Annotated in this window: 20 protein-coding genes and 1 tRNA gene; 16 read left to right on the forward strand and 5 right to left on the reverse strand. The window is 65.2% G+C overall.

Translation table 11 applies throughout. From position 1 onward, the window contains the following. Window positions 1–56: 56 nt before the first annotated feature. Window positions 57–1175, reverse strand: a complete 1119-nt coding sequence (locus ACWJI3_RS09770; protein WP_480203600.1) for a DNA-processing protein DprA — start codon at window positions 1173–1175, stop codon at window positions 57–59. Between the two features lie 164 nt (window positions 1176–1339). Next, window positions 1340–1768, reverse strand: coding sequence for an acyl-CoA thioesterase (locus tag ACWJI3_RS09775; RefSeq protein WP_369803095.1), 429 nt, complete (start codon window positions 1766–1768; stop codon window positions 1340–1342). A gap of 116 nt (window positions 1769–1884) precedes the next feature. Here ACWJI3_RS09775 and ACWJI3_RS09780 point away from each other — a divergent pair, with 116 nt between their 5' ends. Further along, a complete protein-coding gene (locus ACWJI3_RS09780) occupies window positions 1885–2736 on the forward strand; it encodes a universal stress protein (protein ID WP_094514074.1) in 852 nt (283 codons plus the stop codon). A gap of 372 nt (window positions 2737–3108) precedes the next feature. On the opposite strand, the gene psbM is transcribed toward ACWJI3_RS09780, so the two are convergent. Together psbM and ACWJI3_RS09790 are read right to left on the reverse strand one after the other, a co-directional pair. Then, window positions 3109–3216: a photosystem II reaction center protein PsbM gene (psbM, locus tag ACWJI3_RS09785; protein WP_094514076.1), complete on the reverse strand. Its 108-nt coding sequence runs from the start codon at window positions 3214–3216 to the stop codon at window positions 3109–3111. A gap of 15 nt (window positions 3217–3231) precedes the next feature. Next, the gene (locus ACWJI3_RS09790) at window positions 3232–3717 is read right to left on the reverse strand and encodes a 2Fe-2S iron-sulfur cluster-binding protein (protein WP_094514078.1); all 486 of its coding nucleotides are present in this window, start codon (window positions 3715–3717) and stop codon (window positions 3232–3234) included. Window positions 3718–3940: 223 nt separating this feature from the next. On the opposite strand from ACWJI3_RS09790, the gene psbB reads away from it, so the two are divergent. The 13 genes from psbB to ACWJI3_RS09855 all read left to right on the forward strand — a co-directional run bounded on the left by psbB (window position 3941) and on the right by ACWJI3_RS09855 (window position 14387). Then, window positions 3941–5500, forward strand: coding sequence for a photosystem II chlorophyll-binding protein CP47 (gene psbB, locus ACWJI3_RS09795; protein WP_094514080.1), 1560 nt, complete (start codon window positions 3941–3943; stop codon window positions 5498–5500). Between the two features lie 24 nt (window positions 5501–5524). Continuing rightward, entirely contained in the window at window positions 5525–5620 is a 96-nt protein-coding gene (locus ACWJI3_RS09800; RefSeq protein ID WP_006042122.1) for a photosystem II reaction center protein T, read from the forward strand. 148 nt (window positions 5621–5768) lie between these two features. Next, the gene (nrdR, locus tag ACWJI3_RS09805) at window positions 5769–6272 is read left to right on the forward strand and encodes a transcriptional regulator NrdR (RefSeq protein WP_094514082.1); all 504 of its coding nucleotides are present in this window, start codon (window positions 5769–5771) and stop codon (window positions 6270–6272) included. Window positions 6273–6370: 98 nt separating this feature from the next. Beyond that, the gene (locus tag ACWJI3_RS09810; RefSeq protein WP_094514084.1) at window positions 6371–7432 is read left to right on the forward strand and encodes a 30S ribosomal protein S1; all 1062 of its coding nucleotides are present in this window, start codon (window positions 6371–6373) and stop codon (window positions 7430–7432) included. A gap of 27 nt (window positions 7433–7459) precedes the next feature. Further along, on the forward strand, window positions 7460–8248 hold the full coding sequence (locus tag ACWJI3_RS09815) for an HAD family hydrolase (protein ID WP_094514086.1): 789 nt from the start codon (window positions 7460–7462) through the stop codon (window positions 8246–8248). Between the two features lie 60 nt (window positions 8249–8308). Next, window positions 8309–9583, forward strand: coding sequence for a methionine adenosyltransferase (gene metK, locus ACWJI3_RS09820; RefSeq protein ID WP_094514088.1), 1275 nt, complete (start codon window positions 8309–8311; stop codon window positions 9581–9583). A gap of 15 nt (window positions 9584–9598) precedes the next feature. Then, on the forward strand, window positions 9599–10888 hold the full coding sequence (locus ACWJI3_RS09825) for an FGGY-family carbohydrate kinase (protein WP_480203601.1): 1290 nt from the start codon (window positions 9599–9601) through the stop codon (window positions 10886–10888). 207 nt (window positions 10889–11095) lie between these two features. After that, a complete protein-coding gene (locus ACWJI3_RS09830) occupies window positions 11096–11371 on the forward strand; it encodes a DUF2470 domain-containing protein (protein WP_259730068.1) in 276 nt (91 codons plus the stop codon). A gap of 103 nt (window positions 11372–11474) precedes the next feature. Next, window positions 11475–12173 (forward strand): ComF family protein, encoded by a 699-nt coding sequence (locus ACWJI3_RS09835; RefSeq protein WP_480203602.1) that lies wholly within the window; start codon window positions 11475–11477, stop codon window positions 12171–12173. Between the two features lie 32 nt (window positions 12174–12205). Next, window positions 12206–12278 (forward strand) — tRNA-Phe (locus ACWJI3_RS09840). Between the two features lie 178 nt (window positions 12279–12456). Then, window positions 12457–12693 (forward strand): hypothetical protein, encoded by a 237-nt coding sequence (locus ACWJI3_RS09845; protein WP_233133102.1) that lies wholly within the window; start codon window positions 12457–12459, stop codon window positions 12691–12693. A gap of 112 nt (window positions 12694–12805) precedes the next feature. After that, window positions 12806–13402 carry a chromophore lyase CpcT/CpeT gene (locus ACWJI3_RS09850; protein ID WP_480203603.1) on the forward strand — a complete coding sequence of 199 codons (597 nt, stop codon included), beginning with the start codon at window positions 12806–12808 and terminating at the stop codon, window positions 13400–13402. Window positions 13403–13568: 166 nt separating this feature from the next. After that, the gene (locus ACWJI3_RS09855) at window positions 13569–14387 is read left to right on the forward strand and encodes a phycobilisome rod-core linker polypeptide (protein WP_255101504.1); all 819 of its coding nucleotides are present in this window, start codon (window positions 13569–13571) and stop codon (window positions 14385–14387) included. Between the two features lie 82 nt (window positions 14388–14469). Here ACWJI3_RS09855 and ACWJI3_RS09860 read toward each other — a convergent pair whose 3' ends face one another. Then, window positions 14470–15018, reverse strand: a complete 549-nt coding sequence (locus ACWJI3_RS09860) for a hypothetical protein (protein ID WP_480203604.1) — start codon at window positions 15016–15018, stop codon at window positions 14470–14472. Window positions 15019–15267: 249 nt separating this feature from the next. Between ACWJI3_RS09860 and ACWJI3_RS09865 the strand changes: the two genes are divergently transcribed. Further along, complete coding sequence (locus tag ACWJI3_RS09865) at window positions 15268–16113, forward strand: phycobilisome linker polypeptide (protein WP_094514107.1); 846 nt, start codon at window positions 15268–15270, stop codon at window positions 16111–16113. A 31-nt stretch (window positions 16114–16144) separates the two neighbouring features. Continuing rightward, on the forward strand, window positions 16145–16363 hold the full coding sequence (locus tag ACWJI3_RS09870) for a phycobilisome linker polypeptide (RefSeq protein WP_094514109.1): 219 nt from the start codon (window positions 16145–16147) through the stop codon (window positions 16361–16363). Window positions 16364–16919: the final 556 nt, after the last annotated feature.

Genomic DNA, 16919 nt, shown 5'->3' on the forward strand with positions numbered 1-16919 from the left:
ACGCCTGTGGCGAGGCTGGAACTGCGATGGGACTGCGTTTGGCCGATGCGGAAAGGCTAAGCAAAGCTGCCGTGGGCGGGCCGCCAGTACAGCCCAGGCTCGGCGCTGATCAGCCCCGCCAACTCCAGATCCAGAAGCAGGCTGGAGAGATGCGCTGGTGGCTCTCCAAGAGACTGGCAAAGGTGCTCAAGCGAGGCCCCGCTGCCCAGTGCGGCGAGCAGATTCCGCTGCACAAACGTCAGTGCCCCCGCCCGGCAAGATGGCAAGCCCGTGGCCCGCTCAGCGGAGCTCTGCGCCTGCAACAGCGGGCCGGGGCCCAGCTGGTGCACAAGATCCCCAGGCTGCAGCAACGGTGTGGCACCTTGCAGCAGCAAGCGGTTGCTGCCCTGGGCAGACACCTTGGCCGCATCGGCCGGCACCACCCAGAGCGGCAGACCCTGCTCCCAGGCCAGCGCCGCGGAATGGAGAGCGCCACTTTTGAAGGGGCACTCGATCACTACCACCGCCTTTGCTAGGGCCACCTGCAGGCGGTTGCGGGCGGCAAAATGGCCACGCTGAACCGAGGCGCCCGGGGGTTGCTCGGTGATCAGCAGCCCCCGGGCGGACACAAACTGCTGAAGGGGCCCGTGATGGCGGGGATAAGCCCGCCTTAGCGGCGTGCCGAGCACCGCCACTGGCTTGCCATCCTGAGCCAGACACCCTCGATGGGCGGCGGCATCGATGCCATCGGCGAGGCCGCTCACCACAGGCCAGCCTGCCGCGGCAAGGGCAGCACCCACCGCCTCCGCCATCGCCAGACCGTGCAGGGAGGGGTTGCGGGTGCCCACCACAGCCACTGCCTCACGGCGGCGCAGCACCGGCCATAAGGCGCCCTGCCCCTGCCAGTAGATCGCCAGGGGTGGCCGTTCCAGGGCAGTGAACGCCCGCGGGTTGGCGGGATCCCCGGGAAGCAGCACCCGGCGCATCGCCGCCGGCGCCGGCTTGCCGGCGGCGACCGGATCGGCGCCGTGCCGCTGCCGATAGGCCTCCACAGCGGCCCGCAACCCTGCACCCAACCCCTGCACAGCGGCAAGATCCGCGGCCGGCGCCTTCCAGGCCTCTTCCAGAGAGCCGAACCGCTGCTCCAGCCCCTCCAGCCGCCGGATTCCCAGACCCGGACAGCCAGCCCAGAGCAACCACCACCGCCGACGCCGCTGTGGCCATGGCAGCCCCATCTCAGACGTGGGATTGCCAGAAACGAAGCCCTTGGGCCATGGGCTCGGCACAGCGCCAGAGCCCCGAGGAAAGCTGACGGCAACAAGCTCTCCCATTCCGCCGACAAAAGATCAGTACGCTTGTACTATGGCATGGCGGTCCGAGGGCCCCGCCGCAGGGCTGCAAGCGCCTCCGCCAGATCGGCGGGCGGTTGGCGTCGCAGCCGCCGCTGTGGAACGCCCCCGGCCGGATGGGGCCTGGATTCCACCAGCACAAGCTCCACCCGCGCGGTGGCAGCCACATGCCCTTCCATGCCCACGAACCTGCTGCACCAGGGCAGTCGCAGCCCCTGCGCATCACCCACCATGCTCTCGATGTCCACGCAGTCGCCGTGCTGGAGCGGGCGGCGGTAGTCGATGGTGAGCGAAACCACCGGCAGCTCAAGGCCCCGGTCGGAGAGCACCCGGTAGGGCAAGCCCACCGCTGCCAGCGCCTCCACCCGCGCCTCCTCCAACCAGCGGAGGTAGGCCCCGTGCCACATCACCCCTGCGTGATCCGTGTGCTGAGGCAACACGCGCCGGGTCAGACGCCAGGGCCAGGTCGGATCACGATCGTCCATTACGACCTCGACAGGGCGGAGCTGCTGGCCCCGGAGGCGGCCATAGGCTGATTTTGAACCGTGACGCCCCCGTGTTTCGCAACCTTCTGATCGCCGATTCCGGCAAAGGTCATGTGGAGGAAATGGTGCGCATGCTGCGCGACCTCCCGGCCTTCCGGCAGGCACGGCTCAACCTGCTCCATGTGGTGCCCGAGCAGTCGGGGGAAACCGTGCAGGAGCACTGGCAGCGTGCCGGCGGGTTGATGGCGGAGGCCGTTCAACGCCTGGGCCTCAATCCCACCGATGTGAACACGATCATCCGTCAGGGGGATGCCAAGCAGACTGTGCTGAAGGTGGCCGATGAGCTGGATGCCGACCTGATCGTGATGGGGTCGCGCGGCCTTGGACGGCTGCAGTCGATCCTGGGCAACAGCTCGAGCCAATACGTCTTCCAGCTGTCCACGCGGCCCATGCTGCTGGTCCGCGACGACCTTTACGTCCGGCATGTCAACAGGGTGATGGTGACCATCGATGGCACCGGCGTGGGCGATGACGCCCTCAAGATCGCCTGTGAGCTGGTGAAGGAGATTCCCGGGGGCACGCTCACCGGTGTGCACGTGAGCCGCCAGCAACTGGCTCCCAGCCGAGGCGGAAAAACCCCGGCAGACGAGGTGCTGGAGAAGGCCAAGCAGCGCGCGCGCAGCTTTGGCGTGGAGCTCAAGGGGGTGCACCGCGATGGCAACGATGTGGGCCGGGAAGTGTGCGCAGCAGCCAAGGAGATCGAGGCCGATCTGCTGGTGATTGCCTCTCAGGATCGTCGCCCGCTGGTGGCCAAGGCACTGGTGGACATCGATCGGCTGCTTGGGACCTCGGTAAGCGACTTCATCCGGGTGCACGCTCCCGCGCCGGTGCTGCTGGTGCGCGAACCCGAACGCCGCGCCTGAATCCGAAAGCTCTGGCCCGTTTCAGCCGGAGCCTGTGGTGCAGTTGTCAGGGAATGGCGTAAAGGCAGTTGCGTGGAGGCAATTGCGTTCGTGCAGTTGCGTGCAGGCACCTGGCTTCACGGCCTGAAGAACGACCACCTGACTGGATCTCTAGCAAGCAGAACCAACGGCCAGCTCTGGGGAAAACCTTTCCTGCGGCAAAAGGCGTGAGCAAACCACTGGGTTGCGCTCATGCGTTGCGCTCACCTTGCCCGAAAGCTGTGAGCGGAGGGAGCGATGCAGGGGGACGAAAAAACGGGTTTCTCTCTGCCAGAAAATCACCCCAGGGCAAACCTGAGGTTGCTCTGGGGTGAAAAAGCGCCAGCTGCGGGCTCAGCCTTGCTGGCGGCTGTTGGTCTGGATGTAGAGGATGATCAGGAAAATGGCCGGGACCAGCACGAACAACAGGCTGGCCACGAAACCGAGATCGTTGGTTTCCATCAAGGCATGGAGGACTCAGCGGACCGTATCACCATTGCCAGACGCTTCAGGAAGCCCTTCACCCGTCGTTGCGGTCGTGGCGCCCTCGTCCTCGTCGTCCAACGGCGCTTCCACCACGGGCCAGCTGGTGGGGCCCTCCGGCAGCGGCTGCTGATGGGCCTCCGCAAGCAGCCGGTCACCGTCCGGCAAGGCGACCTGGGGGCGGGTCACCACAATCAGCGAGCGCTGCACCAGCGCCTGGCAAGCCAGGCGCCAGTTCCCAGGACGCTTGAGCAGCTTCCGCTCCTCCACAGCGGTGCGTGGGGAGAGGGCGGCCGCAGACGTTGCCGGCTCCTCAACCGCCACAAAACAGGTGATGCACTGGCCGCAGCCGCCGCAATTGCCCAATTTCCCCTTCAGGCCATAGATCTCCACCCCTTCGCGCAGGGCCACCTCCCGCAGGTTTTCGCCGGGATAACAGCTGACATCACGGCCTTCACGAACAAAGCGGATCACGGGCATGGAGGAACGGCTCAAACCACGCCATTGTGCTCCCAAGGTTGCGAAATGTAACTGCACCATCGCGACAGGGCCAGACCCCGTATCACGGCTCGTTTCAGCTCCCTTGGTGGCCTCTCCGCAACGGAAGGAAACCCTTACGATCGCCAGCACGGAACGATCCATCTGATCGTCCGCTGCTCGGGTCACACCCTTGCAGCCGTTTGTTTCCCCGGACCTAACCCCCATGGGATTGCCCTGGTATCGGGTGCACACGGTCGTGATCAACGACCCGGGCCGCCTTCTGGCCGTGCACCTCATGCACACCGCTCTTGTTGCCGGCTGGGCCGGCTCCATGGCGCTTTACGAGCTCGCCATCTTCGATCCCTCCGACCCGGTGCTCAACCCCATGTGGCGCCAGGGCATGTTTGTGATGCCCTTCATGGCCCGCCTCGGGGTCACAGGCAGCTGGGGAGGCTGGAGCATCACCGGTGAAACCGGTGTCGACCCTGGCTTCTGGAGCTTCGAAGGCGTAGCCGCCGCTCACATCATTTTCAGTGGCCTGCTGTTCCTTGCCGCCATCTGGCACTGGACCTACTGGGATCTTGAGATCTGGCAGGACCCCCGCACCGGCGAGCCCGCCCTGGATCTGCCCAAGATCTTCGGCATCCACCTCCTGCTGGCCGGCCTCGGTTGCTTCGGCTTCGGAGCCTTTCACCTCACAGGCGTCTTCGGCCCTGGAATGTGGGTATCCGATGCCTACGGCCTCACCGGGCACCTTGAGCCCGTTCAGCCCTCATGGGGGCCCGAAGGATTCAACCCCTTCAACCCCGGTGGAATCGTGGCTCACCACATCGCCGCCGGCATCGTTGGGATCATCGCCGGCATCTTCCACATCACCACGCGCCCCCCGGAGCGTCTTTACAAGGCTCTGCGGATGGGCAACATCGAAACGGTGCTCGCCAGCGCGATCGCAGCCGTTTTCTTTGCAGCCTTCATCGTGGCTGGCACGATGTGGTACGGCTCTGCGGCCACCCCAGTCGAGTTGTTCGGTCCCACCCGCTACCAGTGGGATCAGGGCTACTTCAAAACCGAGATCAACCGGCGCGTGGCCACGGCCATGGAGGCCGGAGCCAGCAAGAAGGAGGCTTACGCCTCCATCCCTGAGAAGCTTGCCTTCTTTGACTACGTCGGCAACAGTCCTGCCAAGGGAGGCCTGTTCCGCGTCGGCCCGATGGTGAACGGTGACGGCCTGCCCACCAGCTGGCTGGGTCATATCAGCTTCACCGACAAAGAAGGGCGCGATCTCCAGGTTCGCCGTCTGCCCAACTTCTTCGAGAACTTCCCCGTGGTCCTTGAAGACAGCACAGGCATTGTGCGGGCTGACATCCCCTTCCGCCGTGCCGAAGCGAAGTACTCCTTCGAGCAGACCGGCGTCACCGCCACCGTCTACGGCGGTGCTCTCGACGGTCAGACCTTCACCGACCCTGCAGACGTGAAGCGCCTGGCACGCAAGGCCCAGCTGGGTGAAGCCTTCGAATTCGATCGCGACACCTATCACTCCGATGGCACCTTCCGCAGCTCCCCCCGCGGCTGGTTCACCTTCGGGCACGCCACCTTCGCGCTGCTCTTCTTCTTCGGCCACATCTGGCACGGGGCTCGCACCCTCTACCGCGATGTGTTCGCAGGCATCGATCCTGATCTTGGCGAGCAGGTCGAATTCGGCCTCTTCCAGAAACTCGGTGACCGCTCCACCCGTCGGATCCCCGAGGGCTTCGTGCCCCCGGCCGGCAGCACGCTCAGCTGATCGTCCCTTCGCCCGAGAACCTCGATGGAGAGCTTCGCCTACATCCTGATCCTGACCCTGGCGATCGCCACCCTGTTCTTCGCCATCGCCTTCCGCGATCCCCCGAAGATCGGCAAGTGATCCCTGTCCAGCTCTGCCCCCGCCCCGGCGGGGGCTTTTTCATGCCGACGGGCCGGAGAGAGAGGGGGGAAACCTGAGGGCGAGAACCCTTTTCATTGAATGAATGTCTGCTTACAATTGATAAGCGCAACTTGCGGCGAAAAAAGGGATGCAATGTCCCTCCTGCCAACACACCGACAGCCGGGTCCTCGAATCCCGATCCGCAGATGGAGGCAGGAGTGTGCGCCGTCGCAGAGAGTGCCTCAACTGCGAAGCCCGCTTCACCACCTACGAGAGGGTTGAAACGGTTCCGGTCACCGTGGTGAAGCGCAACGGCCAGCGGGAGCTGTTCAGCCGCGAGAAGCTGCTGCACGGCCTGATCCGCGCTTGCGAAAAAACCGGCCTGGAGCCAGCCCGGTTGGAAACCGTGATCGACGAGATCGAGCTGCAACTCCAGCAACGCGGCGGTCGTGAGGTCAGCAGTGCCGAGATCGGCGAGCTCGTGCTCCAGCAGCTCGGCGAGATGAGTGAAGTGGCCTACGTGCGCTTCGCCTCGGTGTATCGCCAGTTCCAGGGGATCAGCGATTTCGTTTCCGCCCTCGAAGGGCTGAGCCGGCGTCCCGCCAAGCGCCGCAACGACGGATCCAGCCCGGCACTGGCCATCTTGAACTGACGGTCGCGCCGATTCGTATAGTCGGAGATTGGGTTTGCGCTGTCGGCGGGCAGCCAGGCCGAACCTTCGCTCTGCCACAGGCAGACCGCCACTCCTTCATGACCGTGACCCCTTCCGACATCAGCAGCGCCGAGGCCGACCTCGAACTCATCGACACCATCGCCGCTGATCTGGACCTCGACATTCCGGAAGAGGTTCCCACCGCTGACGACCCCTCGAGCCGGGCTGCAAGCCGCGACGCCGATGGGGCCGGTTTCACCCTGGAGGAGTTCGCCTCTCTTCTCAGCAAGTACGACTACAACTTCAAACCCGGCGACGTGGTGAACGGCACTGTGTTCGCCATGGAGCCAAAGGGCGCCATGATCGACATCGGCGCCAAGACGGCTGCCTTCATGCCTCTCCAGGAGGTCTCGATCAACCGCGTCGAGAACCTCAGCGACGTGCTGGAGCCCGGTGAGGTTCGCGAATTCTTCATCCTCAGCGAGGAGAACGAAGACGGCCAGCTCACCCTCTCCATCCGCCGCATTGAGTACCAGCGGGCCTGGGAGCGCGTGCGTCAGCTCCAGAAGGAAGACGCCACGATCTACAGCGAAGTGTTTGCCACCAACCGTGGCGGTGCCCTGGTGCGGGTGGAAGGCCTGCGTGGCTTCATCCCCGGCAGCCACATCAGCACCCGCAAGCCGAAGGAAGATCTCGTCGCCGACTTCCTGCCCCTGAAGTTCCTGGAGGTGGACGAAGAGCGGAACCGTCTGGTGCTCAGCCATCGCCGCGCCCTGGTGGAACGCAAGATGAACCGCCTCGAGGTCGGCGAAGTGGTGATCGGCACCGTGCGTGGCATCAAGCCCTACGGCGCCTTCATCGACATCGGCGGCGTCAGCGGCCTGCTGCACATCTCCGAGATCAGCCACGAGCACATCGAAACACCCCACACGGTGCTCAATGTCAACGATCAGATGAAGGTGATGATCATCGACCTCGATGCAGAACGTGGTCGGATCTCCCTCTCCACCAAGGCGCTCGAACCCGAACCCGGTGACATGCTCACCGATCCCCAGAAGGTGTTCGACAAGGCCGAGGAGATGGCCGCCCGCTACAAGCAGATGTTGCTGGAACAGGCGGAAGAGAGTGAGCCGATGGGCGTCACCCTCGACCTCGACTGATCCACGCCTCTCCCCCCGGGTGCATCCATGGCCGTCCTGGCCCTGCGCGGTGAACCGATTGGCCAGTTGGAGGCCGTTCTGTTCGACAAGGACGGAACCCTCAGCCATAGCGAGCCATTGCTGACCAGGCTGGCCCGCACCCGCATCGATCTCTGCGAGGCACGGGTGGCGCCTGAGCGCCGCCTTGAGCTGCGTGAACTGCTGGAGCGGGCTTATGGGCTCACGGGCGATCGTCTCCACCCTGCCGGAACCACTGCGGTGGCCAGCCGCAGCCACAACCTCATCTCCACCGCCACGGTGTTCTGCCTGGTGGGACTGGGCTGGCCAGAAGCCCTCCGCCACAGCGAGGAGGTGTTCTTTTGCACCGATGCTGCGCCGGGGGAGGATCAGGCCGCTGCTGTTGCTTTGCCTACCCAGGGCCTGGAGCGGCTGCTGGCTGAGCTCGACACTGCGGGCGTGGTGATCGGGGTGATCAGCAACGATCAACCCACAGGTATCGAGCGCTTTCTGAGGGCCCATCAACTTCAGCACCACATTCGTGGCATCTGGAGTGCCGATCACAAGCCCGCCAAGCCCGACCCGGGCGCCGTGCATGGGTTCTGCAGGCAGCTCGGTGTGGAACCTGCGGCCTGCGCCCTGATCGGCGACGCCGACAGCGATCTATCCATGGCTGAGGCCGCAGGAGTTGCCGTGGCCTTGGGGTATCTCTCCGGCTGGCTCACACCACCGGCGCTCGACGCCCGCTACCCCCGCATCCACCATTGGTCGGAGCTCACTGTGCTGGAGGCACCGGGCACCAACGGATCCGCTACCTGAGTACGAACCCCTGAGGATTCAGGGAATAGGCTCACCCCTCTAGATCCCTTTTCCACCGGCATGGCGCGATACGTCTTCACGTCCGAATCGGTCACCGAAGGGCATCCCGACAAGATCTGCGACCAGATCAGCGACGCGGTGCTCGATGCCCTGCTCAGCTCCGACCCCACCAGCCGTGTGGCCTGTGAAACGGTTGTCAACACCGGGCTCTGCCTGGTGACGGGGGAGGTCACCACCAACGCGAAGGTGGATTTCACCAGCCTGGTGCGAGGGGTGATCGAACGGATCGGCTACAGCGGAGCGCGGGCCGGCGGCTTCGACGCCCACAGCTGCGCCGTTCTGATCGCTCTCGATCAGCAATCTCCCGACATCGCCCAGGGAGTCAATGAAGCCGATGACCACGATGGCGACCCGCTCGATCTGGTGGGTGCCGGCGACCAGGGAATCATGTTCGGCTTCGCCTGCGATGAAACGCCGGAGCTGATGCCGCTGCCGATCAGCCTGGCGCATCGCCTCTCCAGGCGCCTCGCCATGGTGCGCCACGAGGGGACGCTTCCTTACCTGCTTCCCGATGGCAAGACCCAGGTGAGTGTGGTGTACGAGCATGGCCGCCCCGTGGCCATCGACACCCTGCTGATCTCGACCCAGCACCTGGCGGAGATCACCTTTGCCGATGGCGCGGTGGTGAGCGACGAAACCACCCTGCGCGAGCGGATCGCCGACGACCTGTGGACGCACGTGGTGGAGCCGGCCACTGCCGATCTCTACATCCGCCCGTCCCGCAGCAGCACCCGCTTCCTGGTCAACCCCACCGGGAAATTCGTGGTGGGCGGGCCGCAGGGGGATGCCGGACTCACCGGCCGCAAGATCATCGTGGATACATATGGCGGCTCTGCCCGCCATGGCGGCGGTGCCTTCTCCGGCAAGGACCCCACCAAGGTGGACCGCTCCGCGGCCTATGCCGCCCGCTTCGTGGCCAAAAGCCTCGTGGCGGCAGGGCTTGCCCGCCGCGTGGAAGTGCAGCTGAGCTACGCGATCGGTGTGGCCCGCCCGGTGAGCATCCTGGTGGAGAGCTTCGGCTCAGGCCTGCTCGGCGATGAGGCACTCACCGCCCTGGTGCAGGAGCATTTCGACCTGCGGCCCGGGGCGATCATCGACGTCTTCGGGTTGCGCACCCTTCCCCAGGAGCGCGGTGGTCGCTTCTATCAGGACGTGGCGGCCTACGGCCACTTCGGCCGCAGCGACCTCAACCTCCCCTGGGAGAACGTTGACGCCATGGCGGCCAAGCTGAGGCAGGCCACGGCCGATCGCATTCCAGCCGGAAGCGCCGCCTGACTGGAGGCCTCCGCCATGTCCGGGGCGGGACCGCAAGCCCCGTTCTGCCTGGGGATTGACCTGGGCACCAGCGGCCTGCGCCTTGCCCTCGTCGATGCGGCAGGACTGCCGGTGGCTGGAGGCGAGCGGGCCTTGCCCTACCCACAGCCGTTTGAACAGCCCGGCGGTTGGCGCTCCGGACTGATGGCCCTGGTTCAATCCCTGCCGGCAGCCTGGCGGCAGCAGGTGGCGGCCCTCAGTGTGGATGGCACCTCCGGCACCCTGCTGGCCTGCCGCCCCGATGGTGAACCACTGGGGGAGGCGCTGTCCTATGCACTGGCCTGCCCTGAGCAAGCCGCCAGCCTGGTCACACTGGTGCAGCCCGGATCACCGGCCCGCAGCAGCTCCGGCAGCCTGGCGAGGGCGCTGCGGCTTCTGGAGGTCCACGACGCGCTGCAGGAACCAGCCCTTCTGCTCCGCCATCAGGCCGACTGGGTGATGGGCTGGCTGCTGGGGAACTGGCGCTGGGGGGAGGAAGGCAACAATCTCAAGCTCGGCTGGCAGCTGGAACCAGGCCTCTGGGCGGGCGCCATCGGCGAGCAGCACTGGTGGGGCGCGCTGCCGGAGATCGTGGCCAGTGGCACCGCTCTGGGCCCGTTGCATGCCCCAGCGGCCGCCGCACTGGGTCTGCCGCCTGGCTGCCTGGTGATCGCAGGCACCACCGACGCCAACGCGGCCGTGCTGGCGGCGGCACCACGGGATCACGAAGGGGTTGCCGTGCTGGGGAGCACGTTGGTGCTGAAGCAGTTCGTGGCGCACCCGATCCAGGCGGCCGGGGTGAGCTGCCATCGCGTGGCTGGGCGCTGGCTGGTGGGAGGAGCCTCGAATGCGGGCGGCGTGGTGCTGAGGCGCTTCTTCACCGATCAGCAATTGCGGCAGCTGAGCCGTCAGATCGACACACGCCGCCCCAGCGGGCTGGATCTGCTGCCGCTGCCGTCGGCGGGAGAGCGTTTCCCGGTTGACGATCCCACCCTGGAGCCGGTGCTGGAGCCCCGGCCGGTCAGCGATGTGCGGTACCTGCAGGCCCTGCTGGAGGGCCTCAGCCGTATCGAGGCACAGGGCTGGCGGAAGCTTCAGGAGCTCGGCGCGCCGGCCGTGCAGCAGGTGGTGACGCTGGGGGGTGGGGCCCGCAACCCCCAGTGGTGTCAGCTGCGTGAGCAGCTGTTGGGAGTCCCGGTGCGCTGCCGACCGGGTGTGAGCTGCGCTTTCGGCTCAGCCTTGCTGGCCCAGCGAGGCTGGCGGCAATGGCTGGCTGGCCGAGGATGATGACCATGGAACCGTCTGCCTGCCTGCGATGAACGAACGACTGCGCACCGTCATCTCCATGGGGCTGTTCGTTGTTCTGGCGGGCTATGTGGCCTTCAGCGGCGTGCGGCTGGGGCTGCTCCTCTGGCAACGCTTCGGGGCCGGCTAGAGGCGCAGGGGCGAGCAGGGCAGCCAGAATCGCGCTTCGTCCCACTCCTTTGCGCGTCGATGTCCGCCGATCCCCTCACCCCAGCCGTCAGCGCACGCATCTGCGCCCACATGAACAACGACCACGCCGAGGCCGTACTGGCCTACGCCCGCCACTACGGCGGAGTGGCAGACGCCCAGGCGGCCCACATGCTTCAGGTGCTGCCGGAAGCCATGGAACTCGACGTGGATGGCGCCACCATCTCCGTACCCTTCGATCACCCGCTCACGGACAGTGAGGACGCTCACCGGACCCTCGTCGCCATGCTGCGGGCCATGCCCTCACAGCCGGGCTGAGCGGCGTCTGAGCCGCAGGGATCACAATGGCGCCGGTTGGGAAGGCTGAGGAGACACGGCAGGTGGGAGTCCTGCCACTCCCCGCCACCCCCGCCCACACGCCATGTTCCGGTCGTTTTTGAGCGGCTGCTGTGAGCTGCTCACCATCACGGTCTGCCCACGCTGCCGCCAACCGTCGCCCAGCCGAGAGCAGGCGAGGCTTCTGTGCCTGCCGTGTCAGGAGCACCTGGAGTTCACCGGCATCGGGCTGCAAGGAACCGAGCCGCTGCCCTGGTGGAGCCTGGGCGCCTATGACGGCGCCTTCCGCCGCGAGCTTCTAGGACTGCGCAAGCGCCCTGATCCGGCCATGATTTCCGCCCTGGCGCGCAGCCTGGGCGCCACCCTGCCGGACGCACTCTGCCGTGACGGGCTGCTGGTGGCAGTGCCGAGCTGGAAGCGCCGGGCGAATCCCCTGCCGGAACAGATCTGCGCCGGACTCCCCCTGCCGGAGGCCGCGCTGCTGCGCCGCCGCCACGCCACCCTCGGGCAGCACCACCTCAATCGCCAGCTGAGGGAGCGGAACCAGGCTGGCTCGTTCTGCCTCAGTGCCGAAGGCGAGCGGTTGGCCGAGCAAGGCCTGCGCGCCTGCGGCGACTTGCCGGCCCCCACCTGGAGGAAGCAGCAGGTGCTGCTGGTGGACGACATCCTCACCACCGGCGCGACGGCGCAAGCCGCCGCTTTGGCCCTGGGACAGGGGGGATTCCAGGTGGCGGGGCTGCTCTGTCTGGCCCGCACGCCAGCAAGAAGGCGCCACGCGCCGTGATCTAAGATCCGGGAGCGCTGCGGCCGCAGCCTGCCGGGATAGCTCAGTTGGTAGAGCAGGCGACTGAAAATCGCCGTGTCCCCAGTTCAAATCTGGGTCCTGGCATCCACCATTTCTGGCCTACAGCCTTTGCGTGCCGCGATTTTCGGGCACCGTGCGCTGTGTAGTTCTGCCTGGCTTCGTGCTCAGCCGCTGAAACTCCGGGTCGATTCCGGCGTCGGCGGCGGTCACCAGGCCGGGGCTTGCCGAAACTTCCATTGCCCTCCCCGACGCAGCTTTCATGATGCGCACCCCCCCCGAGTGGGACTCGAATCAACTGTTCAACAACGCCGACAGCTTTGGCATGTCGTTTGATCAGGCCTGGCAGGCCTCTCTGGCGGCCGACCCCTCCCCGGACCTGAGCGAGGCGGAGAGGCTCGCGGCCATCCTGGACGCCCTGAGTGACCACCCTTTCGCCATCAACCAGCCGGATCTGGTGGCCCAGGTGGCGGCGTTCCGCCTGCGGTTGCTGGGCGGCTGAGGCTGGGGCTGGGGCATGCTGCACCGCAACGTTCTTCGGCTTCCACTACAGGCTTCCAGCAAAGGCTCCGGCCAGAAACTGCCAGCGCAGGCTCCGCTCATAGGATCCGCTCATGACCACGACCCTGCGCCGTCTGGTGGAGATGCTGAGCGCCGGCTTCAGCAACCAGCACCAGGCGTTTGAGAACCCACCGATCTACGCCCACATCCTGGTGGCCTTCCGTCCCGTGCCGCAGCTCGGAGAAGGTGCCTTGCTGCTGGAGCAGTCGTATGCCTTCGCACCGCGGCAGCCCTACCGGATCCGCATCCTGCGGGCTGAGGCGTCACCGGATGGCTCGGTGCGCATCCATAACCACGCGTTGGTGGAGGAGAAGCGGTTCTGGGGGGCTGTGGAGGAGCCGGAGCGGATGGCGACGATCCAGAACGACGACCTGCGCCTGCTCAAGGGCTGCTCGTACGTGGTTCGCCAGCAGGGAGACGGTTTCGTGGGCGAGGTGGAGCCCGGCTGTGGTTGCCTGGTGGAACGCAAGGGGAGCGTGGCCTACCTGGTGAGCAGCTTTGAGCTCGATCCCCGCGGGATGCGCACGATCGACCGCGGCCACGATCCGGAAACCCACCAGCAGCTGTGGGGATCAGTGGCTGGCCCCTTCGAGTTTCAGCGAACCCACGATTACAGCGCAGAGATCCCAGCCGATTGGTTCGCCGCCTGAGGCATGACCGGGGCGGGCGGCACAGCCTGCCCCACCAACTTCAAGACTTCTTCATGAAGAGAATGTCATGAACTCTTATTTTGTAAAGGAGTATGTGTGGATGCTTTTCATTCACCAAGATCGCGACGAGAGCCTCTAGCTTCTACCACCAGCACAACACTTTCGCATGCCTCTGCCCCTGCTCGAATACAGCCAGATCGCGCAAAATGCCCGCGTCAAAAGCTATTCCGTCGGCAGTGAGGAGGATCCCCGCCGCTCCCCCGAAGGCCTGCGCCGCAGCCCTCAGGACATGGACGCTTTGATCGAGCGCTCCTACCGCCAGATCTTCTTCCACGCCTTCAAAGTCGACCGCGACGCCGCCCTGGAATCGCAGTTTCGCAACGGCCAGATCACAACACGACTCTTCATTCGCGGTCTTCTGCTATCGCCGCGATTCCGTGAAGGCTTCTATCGCTGCAACAGCAATTACGCGATGGTGGATCAGATCGTCGGCCGCGTTCTCGGCCGCAAAGTGAATGGGGATGGGGAACGGCTCGCTCTCTCCATTCTGATTGCGCAGCGCGGGCTTGAAGGCTGTGTCGATGCCCTGCTGGAGTCGAATGAGTATCTCGATCGTTTCGGCGAGATGGACGTTCCCCAGCAATTGGGACGTGTGCTGCCTGGCAACCCCGGCGGTGAGCTGCCGTTCAACCAGCAAGCCCCCCGTTACACCGCTTACTGGAGGGACGCCCAGTCCAAACGAGCGCCTGCAGGGCCCTTCCGCGGCACCCGCTCCTGGGGCAGCACCCCCCACATGGTGATGGGCACCGACGTGATGGCTCCCGGCCCGGTTCCCGTTCAGGTGTCGCCCACCTGGAAGAACGGCCAACCACCACGCCTTGCGATGAATCTCTGGCTGCTGGCCGGAGGCCTCGGCGCTCTCGAACTGGTGAGGGTGCTGCTCACAACGGCTGGCGCCATGCTGAGCACCGGTTCCGGGGGCTGAGTCCCAAGCGTGAGCAAGGGCTTGGGCGCCCATGGCCCAGGCCCATCGTTCATCTTCAGATGGCTTGCCCAGGCAGCCCGATTCAGGCCGTCAGTTCATCCATGAAGGGTTGTTCCTCGTCCTCGGGAAACACATCGTCGGCTTCGCTGGGACGTTCAGGGCGCTCCAAGGCTGCCGGCATGGAACGCGCCTTCGCCAGCGACGGCTCCTGAGCATGGAGGCCGAACACCTTGGCCCCGCTCATGGCGCCAGCAGCCTCAGCAGCGGCCAGATTGTCCCTGTCGCCAGGCTCGGGCGGCGATGCTTCGAGCAACGACTCTTCCAACGGGCGCCCTTCGACCTGCGCGCGGCGCCTGGGCTGGGCATGCAGCACCTGCAAACGCGGCGGCGCGGCATTGGCTTCAGCAACTACCCCTTGTGTCCCCTCCAGCAGCGACTCCAGAGAGGCAAGCCGTTGGCCGGTGGCTTCCAGCACATCCACCAGAGCGGCGGCGCTGCCGGCTTGCACCGAAGCCTGCTCTTCCAGGCACCGCTTCTGCTCATCCCAGCGGCCCATGCGCTCTTCCAGCTCCAGCAGACGGAGGGTGAGCGTTTCGCAGATCACACTGAGCGACTGGAGCTGAAGGCTCATGCGATGGGACCAAGAATCCGCCGCAGGCAGGGACGTCATGGCTTCACACAACAGACCAAGGCATGGCCGGATGGTATCGGCGTTGGCGGATGGCGCCAGATCTCTGCTTTGTAACGATTCTGGAACCAGGCGCTGGAGGTTGTAGTCCCCCCATAGGATCCCGCTAATGCCAGACCCGTCCGCGAGTGCCGCGCCGTGTACGGCACCCTCCCGACAGGCCCTGTCTCCCCACCCCCGGCTCGCACGCCCATGACACTCGTCAACGCTGCCTATCTGGGCATTGACCGTTTTTCGACCTCGCAAAACAAGGAAAACTGGCTGAACGCCACCGAATCCGACAAGGCCACATTGATTCGGGCTGTTTACCAGCAGGTTCTCGGCTTCCAATACGTCCTCAAGAGCGATCGCCTTGAGGGTCCTGAATCCCTGTTCCGTCGTGGCTATCTGAGTGTGCGCGAGCTGGTTCGCCAGATCGCCAAGAGCAGCCTCTACCGCAAGCGCTTCTTCGAAAGCACCAACCCCTACCGGTTCATCGAACTCAACTTCAAGCATCTTCTCGGGCGCGCTCCCCAGAACAAGGCCGAAATGCTTGAGCACTTCACCATCCTGCAGGAGCAGGGCTTCGACGCCGAAATCGATTCCTACATCGACAGCGCCGAGTACCAGGAGCGTTTCGGAGAAGATCAGGTCCCTTACCTCCACGGCTGGAATTACTCCGCCGGGCAGCAGGGCCTTCAGTTCTCCTACCTCCTCCAGCTCACCCGCGGCGTGGCCGCTTCTGTGAAAGGTGATCTGGCCAAGAACCAATCACGTCTCAACCCCTCCATTCACAAGGAAGCGCCCATTCCGGTGGTGAGCCCGAATGCCTGCGGTTCGGCTTTCCGCAAGGTGGAAGACGATGGCGTCACCCGCATGGGCGTGGGTGCTGGCCAGCAAGGCCGCACCTATCGCGTTGAGATCACTGGTTTCAACAACTACAAACTGCACAAGCGCAGCAACCGTGTGCGCTTCATTCCGTTCGACAAACTGCTGGAGTACCAGCAGCAGATTCACCGCCAGGGTGGCAAGGTTGCCAGCCTCACACCAGTGAACTGATCTTTTTCTCCATCCCCTCGCCATCCCAGCCATGAAGGTCTCCGCAGGCACCCGCGGCAGCAGCTTCAGCAGCAACCGCCAAGTCACCATCAGCGTCACCGGCATCGTCAACAACGACTATGTGCGCAGCTCTGATTGCGTCATGCAGGTTCCCTACACCCGCATGAACGACACGCTTCGGCTCGTGAACCGCCTTGGCGGCAAGGTCACCAACGTCTCCGTCAGCGGCGGCGATATCGCAGCGGATTGATTCCGGCGGGGACAACCCACGCCGCCTAGCGCCTGAAGCCTGGGGCCCTTCCTGGGCCTCTTCTCATCAAACCTCCTCCATGGGAGGTTTTTTTATGGCAGCAATGACCTGGATTGGAACGGGCGGCGTGAACCCCGGAAACCAGTCCAGGGTGAAGGAGAGTCTTCAGCCAGCCCGACTTGAGCCGGGGACTCGACCATGAAACACACCAGGCCTTCACCCGAACAGATCCTCCGCACGCTCCAGCCCGAAGGGCTTCTGCGAAGCAGTGGAAGCTTCTGGCTGAGGCAGAGCTGGAGAAGGCAATGCGCAAAGACCTTGCCGAGAGCAACTTCTGAGCCCGGAACTCCGGCACAGGGCCGTCGTGGTCCTGCAGGAGCGATACCGGGCATCTGAACGCTTCGTCTGTCGGGTGGCTGGCCAGCACAGAAGCACGCAGAGCCATGGCGGCAAGGTCATCGATCTGGAGGAGAGCAAGCTCCGGCGGCGTCCCCGAAGGATCGCGGCCGAACACATCCGCTGGGACAGCCGCATGGCCTATCGCCTTCGGCGTGAG

The sequence above is a fragment of the Marcopretia estuarina LEGE 06307 genome (genome assembly GCF_056633115.1).

What these genes read in the sequence shown, in the direction of transcription:
- ACWJI3_RS09815 (WP_094514086.1), top strand. Translation starts at nt 7,460, where the DNA reads ATGGCCGTCCTGGCCCTGCGCGGTGAACCGATTGGCCAGTTGGAGGCC.
- ACWJI3_RS09845 (WP_233133102.1), top strand. Translation starts at nt 12,457, where the DNA reads ATGCGCACCCCCCCCGAGTGGGACTCGAATCAACTGTTCAACAACGCC.
- ACWJI3_RS09860 (WP_480203604.1), bottom strand. Translation starts at nt 15,018, where the DNA reads ATGAGCCTTCAGCTCCAGTCGCTCAGTGTGATCTGCGAAACGCTCACC.
- ACWJI3_RS09830 (WP_259730068.1), top strand. Translation starts at nt 11,096, where the DNA reads ATGTCCGCCGATCCCCTCACCCCAGCCGTCAGCGCACGCATCTGCGCC.
- ACWJI3_RS09855 (WP_255101504.1), top strand. Translation starts at nt 13,569, where the DNA reads ATGCCTCTGCCCCTGCTCGAATACAGCCAGATCGCGCAAAATGCCCGC.
- psbM (WP_094514076.1), bottom strand. Translation starts at nt 3,216, where the DNA reads ATGGAAACCAACGATCTCGGTTTCGTGGCCAGCCTGTTGTTCGTGCTG.
- ACWJI3_RS09790 (WP_094514078.1), bottom strand. Translation starts at nt 3,717, where the DNA reads ATGCCCGTGATCCGCTTTGTTCGTGAAGGCCGTGATGTCAGCTGTTAT.
- ACWJI3_RS09870 (WP_094514109.1), top strand. Translation starts at nt 16,145, where the DNA reads ATGAAGGTCTCCGCAGGCACCCGCGGCAGCAGCTTCAGCAGCAACCGC.
- ACWJI3_RS09810 (WP_094514084.1), top strand. Translation starts at nt 6,371, where the DNA reads ATGACCGTGACCCCTTCCGACATCAGCAGCGCCGAGGCCGACCTCGAA.
- ACWJI3_RS09850 (WP_480203603.1), top strand. Translation starts at nt 12,806, where the DNA reads ATGACCACGACCCTGCGCCGTCTGGTGGAGATGCTGAGCGCCGGCTTC.
- psbB (WP_094514080.1), top strand. Translation starts at nt 3,941, where the DNA reads ATGGGATTGCCCTGGTATCGGGTGCACACGGTCGTGATCAACGACCCG.
- ACWJI3_RS09835 (WP_480203602.1), top strand. Translation starts at nt 11,475, where the DNA reads ATGTTCCGGTCGTTTTTGAGCGGCTGCTGTGAGCTGCTCACCATCACG.
- nrdR (WP_094514082.1), top strand. Translation starts at nt 5,769, where the DNA reads ATGCAATGTCCCTCCTGCCAACACACCGACAGCCGGGTCCTCGAATCC.
- ACWJI3_RS09825 (WP_480203601.1), top strand. Translation starts at nt 9,599, where the DNA reads ATGTCCGGGGCGGGACCGCAAGCCCCGTTCTGCCTGGGGATTGACCTG.
- ACWJI3_RS09865 (WP_094514107.1), top strand. Translation starts at nt 15,268, where the DNA reads ATGACACTCGTCAACGCTGCCTATCTGGGCATTGACCGTTTTTCGACC.
- ACWJI3_RS09800 (WP_006042122.1), top strand. Translation starts at nt 5,525, where the DNA reads ATGGAGAGCTTCGCCTACATCCTGATCCTGACCCTGGCGATCGCCACC.
- metK (WP_094514088.1), top strand. Translation starts at nt 8,309, where the DNA reads ATGGCGCGATACGTCTTCACGTCCGAATCGGTCACCGAAGGGCATCCC.